Below are 10,100 nucleotides of genomic sequence, written 5' to 3' on the forward strand. Positions count from 1 at the left end.
GGCTATTGCGAAGCTCCCGATGCGAGATCTCGAAAAGATCCTCGCTGCGACCCTGACCGGGATGACCGTGGAGGAGTTCCACGACGAAGCAAGCAAGTGGATCGAGAAGGCCCAGGATCCGCGCTGGAAGCGCCCCTATACCGAACTCGTCTACCAGCCGATGCTGGAATTGATGGCCTATCTGCGGGCCAACGGCTTCAAGACCTTCATCGTGTCGGGCGGCGGAATCGAGTTCATGCGACCCTGGACAGAGAAAGTTTACGGCATTCCGCCGGAGCAGGTGGTCGGTTCCTCCGGCGTCACGAAATTCGAGATCAGGCCTGACGGCGCGGCATCATTGCGCAAGTTGCCGAAAGTCGAGTTCATTGACGACGGTCCCGGCAAGCCCGTCGGTATCAATCGGTTTATCGGCCGGCATCCTATCTTCGCTTTCGGCAATTCAGATGGCGATCTGCAGATGCTGCAATGGACGGCCGCGTGGCCGGGTGCCCGGTTTATGGGTATCGTGCACCACACCGACGCCGAGCGCGAATATGCCTATGATCGCAAGTCGCGCATCGGCAAGCTCGACAAGGCGCTCGACGAAGCCGAAAAACGTGGCTGGACCGTCGTCGACATGAAGGCGGACTGGAAACAGATCTTCCCGCCGCCATAGTTTCCGGGGAATGTTGGACCTCGGTCCAACTCGATTATCGGCTTTGACTTAAGTCAAAATGCCCCGAGCGGGCTTGATATTCTGGTGTGTCGACCTCGCCTCCACGACGGGCGAAACGAGGGAGTGGTCATGTCGAAATTCCTCGCACAAGCACTAACAATCATTCTTTTTATTGCCTTTGCCCCGGTGGTGAACGCACAGAGCCAGCCGGCTCCCGCGCCGGCCGCCGCCCCTGCGCAGGACAAGCTTCTCACACCAGGAGAAATAGATGCACTCCTCTCGCCTATAGCGCTTTACCCGGACACGCTGCTGTCCCAGGTGCTGATGGCGTCGACCTATCCACTCGAGGTGGTCCAGGCGAGCCGATGGGCGAAGGAAAACAAGGGTCTCAAGGACGATGCGCTGAAGACTGCCGCCGAGAAGCAAGGGTGGGATGAAAGCGTGACGTCGCTCGTCGCGACCCCATCAGTACTCGACATGATGAGCGACAAGCTCGACTGGACCCAAAAGCTCGGCGACGCCATGCTCGCGCAGCAGACTGATGTGATGGACGGCGTTCAGCGGCTGCGCGCAAAAGCCGAGGCGAACAACAAGCTGCAGTCGACGCCACAGCAAAAAGTTTCAAGGAGATCCGAAGGCAGCAAGCAGGTCATCGTGATCGAGCAGGCCGATCCGCAAACGGTCTATGTGCCGTATTACGACCCTGCGGTGGTCTATGGCGCGTGGCCGTACCCGGCCTATCCGCCGTACTACTGGGGCGCGAGCTACTGGCCGTATGGCGGCGCAATTTTGGGCGCGGGCCTGGCATTCGGCGCGGGCTATGCGATTGGACGTTGGGCCAGCGGCGGAGGTTATTGGGGCGGTAACGCCAACATCAACTGGAATAACAACAACATCAACATCAATCGGCCAGGCGGTGGAAATCGACCGGGCGGTGGTGGGAACTGGCAGCACAACCCCGATCACCGGCACGGCGTTCGTTACAACAACAAAGGCGTCGCCGACAGAATGAACAAGGGCAACAACATCCGCGGCGGCGCAGGTAACCGCACGGACTTCCGCGGGCACAACGGCCAGGCCGCGCTGCGGCCGGGCGGCGATCGTCCCGGTGGTGGCGCCGGCAATCGCCCGGGTGCGGGCGGCGGTGGCGTTCAACGTCCCGGCGGCGGAGCAGGCAATCGTCCGGGCGGCGGCGGTGGTGGTCAAAAAGCTGCAACGCGTCCGAGTGGCGGACAAAAAGGCGGATCCCGTCCTGGCGGTGGCGCCCGTCCGAGCCAGGGCGCGCGTCCCAGCGGTGGCAATCGCAGTGCCTTCGCCGGCGCTGGCGGTGGCGGCCGTAACGCCATGGCTTCGGCCTCTCGCGGTCGTGCGAGCATGGGCGGTCGCGGTGGCGGCGGCGCACGCATGGGCGGCGGCGGGGGTGCCCGCATGGGCGGCGGCGGCGGACGGGGAGGCGGGGGCGGTCGCGGTGGCGGCGGCGGACGCCGTTCCGACATCGCGCTCAAGCACGACATCATGCTGCTCGGCCATCTCGACAATGGTCTTGGCTTCTATCGCTTCAGCTACTACGGCAGCGACAAGGCCTATGTCGGCGTGATGGCGCAGGAAGTGCAGGCGGTTGCCCCGGATGCGGTGATCCGTGGTCACGACGGCTACCTGAGCGTCAACTACGACAAGCTCGGCGTGCAATTCCAAAGCTACAATCACTGGCTCGCCACGGGCGCGCGGATTCCGTCCGCCGTCTCGGCGTCGCATTGAGAGGTGAACGGTCATGATGAACGCACACCACGTACGCCTCTTGGGCAAGACCACGATCCTCGCCGGCGCGGCGATGCTCATCCTCGCGCTGTCCCCGCTCGCGCAGGCGCAGCAGCGTTTCAAGACACCGGAGGAGGCGGTCCAGGCGCTTGTCAACGCGGCGCGCAGCGGGGACAGCAAGTCAGTTGTGAGCATTCTTGGCCCGGGCTCGCAGGAACTGGTTTCATCCGGCGATCCGGTTGCCGACGCGGACGCCCGGCAGGAATATCTGTCCGCTTATGATGCCGGGCACCACATCGTTACCGAATCCGGCAAGCCGGCTGTGCTGGTCATCGGTCCGAACGACTGGCCGTTCCCGATTCCGATGGTGCAGCGCGACGGTCAGTGGATTTTCGACGTCGCTGGCGGCCGCGAGGAAATCCTGGCGCGCCGTATCGGTCGCAACGAACTCGCGACCATGAAAGCCATGCTGGCCTACTGGGACGCGCAGAACGAATACGCCGACATGAACAAAGACAAGAGCGGTCAGGCGGTCTATGCGCAAAAGATTGTCAGCTCGCCCGGCCAGAAGGATGGACTCTATTGGCCGACGAGCGGGAACGAAACGCCGAGCCCGCTCGGCGAAGCGGTCGCCGCGGCAACGCAGCGCGGCTATCGCGTCGGCGCCGCCGAACCTTTCAATGGCTATCGCTTCAAGGTGCTCACGCGCCAGGGCCCGACCGCGCCCGGCGGTGCCGTGGACTATATCGTCAAAGGCAACATGATCGGTGGCTTCGGCCTGGTCGCTTACCCGGCCGAGTACGGTAATTCCGGGATCATGACCTTCATCATCAACAACGACGGCGACATCTACGAGAAGGATCTCGGCAGCCGCACGGCCCGTCTTGCGGCGCGCATGACCTCGTTCAGCCCGGATCACACCTGGAGGAAGGTCGTCGACACCGAAAAATAGCGTCGGGATTTGTTACCCGGCCGTGGCAGGAGGCATTGATTCATGTGCATCGCGCCGATACGGCGGTCCGGCTGGTGTCTTTAGCATAACGCGCCCGCCGACTTTCTCCGTTGGCGTAAAGCAAGGAGGTTCGTCATGACCAGCGCCGCCCATCATCCAATCGTTCCGCCGCTGATGCTACACGCGCTCGCCAGAAACTGGTCACTGATCCTCCTGCGCGGCATCTGCGCAATCGTTTTCGGTTTGCTCGCATTCGTCTGGCCGGGCGTAACCCTGATCACGCTGGTGCTGTTCTATGGCGCCTTTGCGCTCGTCGACGGCGTGCTGGCGATCATCGAAGCAATCCGCGGCGGGTCTGCAGCGCCACGCTGGTGGCTCGCGATTATCGGCTTAGCGGGCATTGCCGCCGGCCTGCTGACGTTCCTGCTGCCCGGCCTGACGGCGTTCATCCTGCTCTTCGTCATCGCAAGCTGGGCGATCGTGATCGGGGTCATGGAGATCATCGGCGCCATCAGGCTACGTAAGGAAATCGACAACGAATGGTGGCTGATCGCGGGCGGAGTGCTGTCCGTGCTGTTCGGCATTACGCTGATGGTTCGGCCGGGCACCGGAGCGCTCGCTTTGCTGTTCGTCATCGGTATTTACGCGATCATCTATGGCATCATCCTGGTGATGTTCTCATTGCGCCTGCGCAAGCATGCGCATGCTTGAACCGGGATCAGTTGCCCGGACCTGGCGATGATTGATCTCTTTGCCTGGATCGTTCTTCTCATTCTCGTGGCGAGCGGGATCGCAATATTTTTCATCGCCGGATCGCTGCCCGGTCACATCGCCAAAAATCGCGGCCATCCGTGGGCGCAGGCGGTTACCGTCGCCGGTTGGGTGACGTTGATCTGTGGCTTTGTGCTGTGGCCCGTCGTGTTGATCTGGGCCTATGTCGACGTACCGCGCGTGCGGGAGACGGCGCGATGATCGTCGCCATCCTCAACGTCTACCTCGTCATTCTCTTCATTCTGGTAAAGACGAAGATCGTCCCCTTCAACCTGTTCTGGAAATGCTCTCCGCTCATCGTTTTGCTGCTGTTGATGTTCGGCCTTTTCGTCCCGATGGGGTGGGGTGCGCCGCAGGGCTCGGCGCTTGTCGTGCGGCAGTCGGTGCAGATCGTTCCGAACGTTGCCGGCGAGGTGACGGACGTTCCGGTCGAGCCCAACAAGCCGCTCAAGGCCGGCGACGTCTTGTTCAAGATCGACCCGGTGCCTTACCAGTCACAGGTCGATTCGATCGCCGCGCAGCTCAAGTTCGAGGAATTGCGGCTCGATCAAATGACACAACTTCAGCGCAGCGACGCCGGCCGGACCTTTGACGTCGAGCAGCGACAGGCCGATGTCGACAAGCTTAAGGGCCAGCTCACGGGCGCAAAATACAACCTCGATCAGACGGTCGTCCGCGCTCCGGCTGATGGCTATGTCACCAATGTGGGCCTGATGAAAGGCGCGCGCGTTGCCAACCTGCCGCTGTCACCCGTAATGGCGTTCATCGACACCTCGGAAACAGTGGTCGGCGTCGAAATTTCTCAGATCTACACGCGCTATGTCAGGCCGGGGCAGGAGGTCGAAGTGACTTTCAAGCTCTACCCCGGTCAGGTGTTCAAGGGCAAAGTCGAGAGCGTTCTGGAAGCAACATCAGCCGGCCAGGTCCTGGCATCCGGCACGGCGGTGGCGCCAAGACAAGTCACTGCCATCCCGTTCGTTGTCCGCGTGAAGCTCGACGACGACAAGCTCGCGGCGCGGCTGCCGGCCGGTGCCGTGGGTAGCGCGGCAATCTTCACCGACCGCATCAAGCCGAGCCACATCATCCGCAGGGTCATCCTGCGGCAAATCGCAATTGTGAATTACGTCAATCCGTTTTGACGGGCTTCCAGCCCGGACGACGGTAGAGATACGCGAGGCCGACGGGTCGCAACCGCAACATCAGTTCCGCGAGGCTCGCCGGACAACTTATGAGGGCGCCACCATGTCCCCGACATACTCACGACGCGATCTTGGAAAATTAGCCGGCACCGTCGCGCTGGGCGCCGCAATGGCTTCCACGCCTGCACATGCTCAAGGTGCTTCGCCCGACGAGCGCGCGCGCGAAACCGAGCAGAAGATGACCGATGACGAGCGCTTCTCGCTCATCATCAGCCTCATCGGCGCCATTCCTTCCATCGGAGTCCCGCGCGACAAGCGCATTCCCGAAGGCGTCAACATGAGCGCGGGCTATACGCCAGGCATTCCGCGACTCGGCATTCCGGCGCTGCAGTCGAGCGATGCCAGCATGGGCGTCACCAACCCTGGCTACCGGCCCGACGACAAGGGCGCCACAGCGTTTCCGGCATCAATCGCCGTCGGCTCGAGCTTCAATCCGCACCTCGCACGCGCGGGCGGCGCTGCGATCGGCCGCGAGGCGCGGATGCGCGGCTTCAACATCATGTTGGCCGGCGGCATCAACCTCGCCCGGGATCCGCGCAACGGGCGGAATTTCGAGTACTACTCGGAAGACCCATGGGTGAGTGCCGTGCTCGGAGCTGAGGCCGTCCACGGCATCCAGAGTCAGAAGGTCATCTCCACGCTCAAGCATTACACGCTTAATAACAATGAGACCAACCGCCATTGGCTCGACGCCATCATCGATCCTGCGGCGCACCGTGAGTCTGATCTGCTCGCTTTTCAGATTGCGATCGAGCGCTCCGAGCCAGGTTCGATCATGAGCGGCTACAACAAGATCAACGGCACATACGCGAGCGGGAATCGCCACCTGCTGAACGAGGTGCTCAAGGCCGCCTGGGGTTACAAAGGTTACGTGATGTCCGACTGGGGTGCAGTGCCCGAATGGGACTACGCGCTTAAGGGACTCGATCAGGAGTCCGGCGTCCAGATGGACGTCAAGCAATGGGGCGCTGAGGCGTTCACGGATCGGCTGCGGAAGGCCTACGCGGAAGGCAAGCTCCCGAAGGAACGCCTGTCCGACATGGTGCGCCGCATTTTGCGCTCGGCCTATGCGGTCGGCATCGACAAGTGGGATGCTGCACCCACCCTGGATATGGCGAAGCACAATGAAATCGCGCTCGAGATCGCGCGGCAGGGCATCGTGCTGCTGAAGAACGACGGCGCGTTGCCGCTTGCGACGGACCGTCCGGTGAAGATCGGCATTGTGGGCGGTTTTTCGCAGTTGGGCGTGCCGACGGGTATAGGCTCGGGCGCCGTGTTGCCGGTCGGCGGCTACGCCGGAAGCGTGAACATTGGCGGCGCGCACGGCTCGATGGGAAGTGCGCGCAACATGTACCTCCTGCCCTCATCGCCGCTGGCGGAGCTGAAGAAGCTCTTGCCGCAGGCCCAGATCGAGTTCGACGGCGCCTATACGCCGGCAGAATCGGCCTTGCTGGCGCGGCGTTCCGACGTTGTGATCGCTTTCGGCATCCGCATCGAAGGCGAAGCGTTCGATCTTCCCGACCTTTCCTTGCCGTGGGGCCAGGATGCGATCATCGATGCCGTCGCCACGGCCAATCCCAATACGATTGTCGTGCTGGAAACCGGCAATCCGGTCTCAATGCCGTGGCGCGACAAAGTGAAGGCAATCGCACAGGCATGGTATCCGGGGCAGGCCGGCGGCCAGGCGATTGCCGAAGTGCTCACCGGAAAAGTGAATCCATCGGGCCGGCTGCCGATCAGCTTCCCGGAGAGTCTCGCACAGACGCCGCGGCCGGTGCTGCCGGGCATCGAAACTCCCTGGGGCACGCCGATCACGATTCGCTACGACGAAGGCGCCGAGGTCGGCTACCGCTGGCATGCGCAGAAAAACCAAAGGCCGATGTACGCTTTTGGTCATGGACTGAGCTACACGAGCTTCTCCTACAGCGATCTGAAGGTTACGGGCGGTGAATCAGTCAGTGCGACCTTCTCGGTGACAAATTCCGGCCAACGTGATGGGGCGGACGTGCCCCAGCTCTATCTGACCGATGCCCCCGGAGAAAAGCGAATGCGGCTGCTCGGGTTCGAACGCGTGATCCTTAAGCCTGGCGAGTCAAAGCAGGTTACGATGGTAGTCGATCCGCGCTTGCTTGCCCGATTTGACGGGCAGGCGGGCCGCTGGCGGATTGCGCCAGGACGTTATCGCATTGTGCTCGGCAAATCGGCTGAAGATCCGGTGCTGAACGCAGAAGTGCAACTGCCGATGCGGGTGTTCGGCGTCTGAGACAGCTCGTTGCCGACGAAAGACCGATTCAGATTCATGATAACCGTGTGGACTTCGCGACGCAGAAGCGAAACCCCGTGCATCGTTCTTCCGCGAAAGATTCGCTGACGCGCGCCGCCGCCGGCCCGATGGAGGTGACGATGAACGCTTCGGCGATGAAGACGGCGATGGAGCGCGCTGACGCGCTGCTGCGGCAAATGACCGTTGAAGAAAAAGCGATGCAGCTCTCGGCGATGTTTCCGATGGCGCTGATCGGTACCGACGGTCTGCTCCGCGATCAACTTGACGCGAATCTGAAGCACGGGATCGGGCAGATCTCGGCGCTGGCCGCGTTCGGGCACAAGTCGCCCGAGACAGTGGCGAAGATGGCCAATGCGATCCAGCGCTATCTGCTCACGGAGACCCGGCTCAAGATCCCGGCGATCTTCCACAACGAGGCCGCCAACGGCGTCGTGGCCCCGCAGTTCTCGGGTTTCCCGACGCCCCTCGGGCTGGCGGCTGCGTGGGACCCGTCTGCCGTCGAGGAGATGGCGGACATCATGCGTCGCCAGCTGCGGTCGATCGGCATCCAGCAAGCGCTCGCACCGGTCATGGACGTTGCCCGCGATCCCCGTTGGGGACGAGTGCACGAGACGTTCGGTGAAGACCCCTACCTGGTCAGCGCCTTCAGCGTCGCCTTCACCCGGGGGATGCAGGGTCGAGACCTGCACGACGGCGTCATTCCGTCCGCGAAGCATTTCCTCGGCTATGCGGTTACCGAGGGCGGCCAGAACATGGCGGCGACCGCGATCGGCGCCCGCGAGCTCTACGATGTCTACGCGCGGCCCTTCGAAGCCGCGATTCGGCTTGCCGGGCTGACCTCGGTGATGGCGTCGTACGCCGAGTTCGATGGCGTGCCGATCCACGTCTCCCGCGCGATCCTGACGACGCTTCTGCGCGAACGGATGGGCTTCACGGGAACGGTTGTCTCTGATTACACCGGGGTCGGCTGGGCGCAGACCCGTCAGCGGGTTGCGGCCGATCCAGAGGAGGTCGGTGCACTCGCGCTTGCCGCCGGGATGGACGTCGAGCTGCCATTGATCCAAGCCTACGGACAGGCTCTCGTCAACGCCGTGCAGGGCGGCAAGGTACCCGAGTCCCAGTTGGACGAGTCGGTGCGGCGCGTGCTGCGCGACAAGTTCGCCCTCGGGCTTTTCGATGATCCGTACGTCCCTGAAGACCCGGTCCGGATCCGAGCGGTCGCAGTTGAGGGCAACGAGCTCTCTCGGCGACTGGCGTCCGACTCGGTGACGCTGCTCAAGAACGAGACGAACCTGCTGCCGCTCGGTCGCGACATCAGGAAGGTCGCCGTCATCGGCCCATTTGCCAACAGCACGATGGTCGGCTTCCCGGCCTACACGTATCCCGCCGCACTGGCCATGATGCGGGCGCGGTTCACCGGCGAGGAGACCTTGATGGCAGGGACCGATACGGGCGCCAGCGACATCCCGCCCGAGGCCAAGGCCGCGATGGTGGCCGAGATGCAGGACTACATCAAGGTGGACCTCGACGACTACGTGCGGTCGAACTATCCCGCCGTCTCATTGGCCGAGGCAGTCCGCACGCTCCTGCCTGACGCCACGGTCACCGTCGTCCGCGGTACCGGGATCAGGCCGTCCGCTCCGACCGACATCCCGACCGCCGTCGCCGCCGCGCGAGAGGCCGACGCGGTCATCCTCTACATCGGTGGCCACTCCGCGTGGGCCGGCAAGGAGCGCACCGAAGGCGAGGGCACCGACAGCGCGAACATCGACCTGCCGCCGCAGCAGGTGGAGCTCGTCAAGGCCGTGTCCGAGGTCGGCAAGCCCACCGTCGCCGTGGTGTCGTTCGGGCGTCCGCCGGGCTTGACAGCTGTCATCGACGGGCTCCCCGCCGTCCTCACCGCGTACTTCGGCGGACCCCACCAAGGCGCCGCGCTCGCCGACGCCATCTTCGGCGTCACGAACCCGGGCGGGAAACTCCCGGTCACGATCCCTCGACACAGCGGACAAATCCCGATCCACCACGGGCAGAAGTGGGGCAGTGGATATCGGCGAACGAAGGCCGACATCCACAAGCGCTACCTCGACATGCCGTCGACACCGCTGTTTCCGTTCGGCCACGGTCTCAGCTACACGACCTTCGAATACGGCCCGCTGCAGCTCGACAACGGGAGCGTCGACGTCGGCGGCGAAATCCGCGCATCGCTTACCATCAGGAACGCCGGGGGGCGAGCTGGGACCGAGGTGGTGCAGCTCTATGCCGAGGATACCGCGACCGGAGTCACCCTGCCGGCGCAGCAACTGGTCGGCTTCGCGCGGGTCGAGCTGGAGCCTGGCGCGTCGCGGACGGTGACTTTCACGGTTCCGCTCAGCCTGCTGGCGTACACCGGCATGTCGGGCGAGCTGGTGATGGAGCCAGGACCCGTCACGATCGCTGCCGGGAGCAGCTCCGACGATATCCGGTCGGCCGCGACCGTGACCG

The 10,100-nt window shown here is 63.4% G+C and carries 9 protein-coding genes; 8 read left to right on the plus strand and 1 reads right to left on the minus strand.

Annotation, left to right across the window (positions count from 1 at the left end):
* From VH499_RS21215 to VH499_RS21230, 4 genes are all read left to right on the plus strand, one after another.
* On the plus strand, window positions 1-655 hold a 655-nt coding region (locus VH499_RS21215), incomplete at its 5' end, for an HAD family hydrolase (RefSeq protein ID WP_332054754.1).
* Between the two features lie 129 nt (window positions 656-784).
* Complete coding sequence (locus tag VH499_RS21220) at window positions 785-2,413, plus strand: DUF3300 domain-containing protein (RefSeq protein ID WP_332054755.1); 1,629 nt, start codon at window positions 785-787, stop codon at window positions 2,411-2,413.
* 40 nt (window positions 2,414-2,453) lie between these two features.
* Window positions 2,454-3,365: a DUF2950 domain-containing protein gene (locus VH499_RS21225; RefSeq protein WP_332054756.1), complete on the plus strand. Its 912-nt coding sequence runs from the start codon at window positions 2,454-2,456 to the stop codon at window positions 3,363-3,365.
* Between the two features lie 135 nt (window positions 3,366-3,500).
* Window positions 3,501-4,076 carry an HdeD family acid-resistance protein gene (locus VH499_RS21230; RefSeq protein ID WP_332054757.1) on the plus strand — a complete coding sequence of 192 codons (576 nt, stop codon included), beginning with the start codon at window positions 3,501-3,503 and terminating at the stop codon, window positions 4,074-4,076.
* On the opposite strand, the gene VH499_RS21235 is transcribed toward VH499_RS21230, so the two are convergent.
* A complete protein-coding gene (locus tag VH499_RS21235) occupies window positions 4,044-4,214 on the minus strand; it encodes a hypothetical protein (RefSeq protein ID WP_332054762.1) in 171 nt (56 codons plus the stop codon). The genes VH499_RS21230 and VH499_RS21235 overlap by 33 nt on opposite strands.
* Between VH499_RS21235 and VH499_RS21240 the strand changes: the two genes are divergently transcribed.
* The 4 genes from VH499_RS21240 to VH499_RS21255 all read left to right on the plus strand — a co-directional run.
* Window positions 4,143-4,337, plus strand: a complete 195-nt coding sequence (locus VH499_RS21240) for a DUF3302 domain-containing protein (protein WP_332054760.1) — start codon at window positions 4,143-4,145, stop codon at window positions 4,335-4,337. The genes VH499_RS21235 and VH499_RS21240 overlap by 72 nt on opposite strands.
* The gene (locus VH499_RS21245) at window positions 4,334-5,275 is read left to right on the plus strand and encodes an efflux RND transporter periplasmic adaptor subunit (protein ID WP_332054761.1); all 942 of its coding nucleotides are present in this window, start codon (window positions 4,334-4,336) and stop codon (window positions 5,273-5,275) included. Before VH499_RS21240 ends, VH499_RS21245 begins: the two co-directional genes overlap by 4 nt.
* 103 nt (window positions 5,276-5,378) lie before the next feature.
* Window positions 5,379-7,598 carry a beta-glucosidase gene (locus VH499_RS21250; protein ID WP_332054758.1) on the plus strand — a complete coding sequence of 740 codons (2,220 nt, stop codon included), beginning with the start codon at window positions 5,379-5,381 and terminating at the stop codon, window positions 7,596-7,598.
* Window positions 7,599-7,645: 47 nt separating this feature from the next.
* On the plus strand, window positions 7,646-10,100 hold a 2,455-nt coding region (locus VH499_RS21255; RefSeq protein ID WP_332054759.1), incomplete at its 3' end, for a beta-glucosidase family protein.

It is taken from the genome of Reyranella sp. (assembly GCF_036558665.1).
Taxonomy (GTDB): domain Bacteria; phylum Pseudomonadota; class Alphaproteobacteria; order Reyranellales; family Reyranellaceae; genus Reyranella.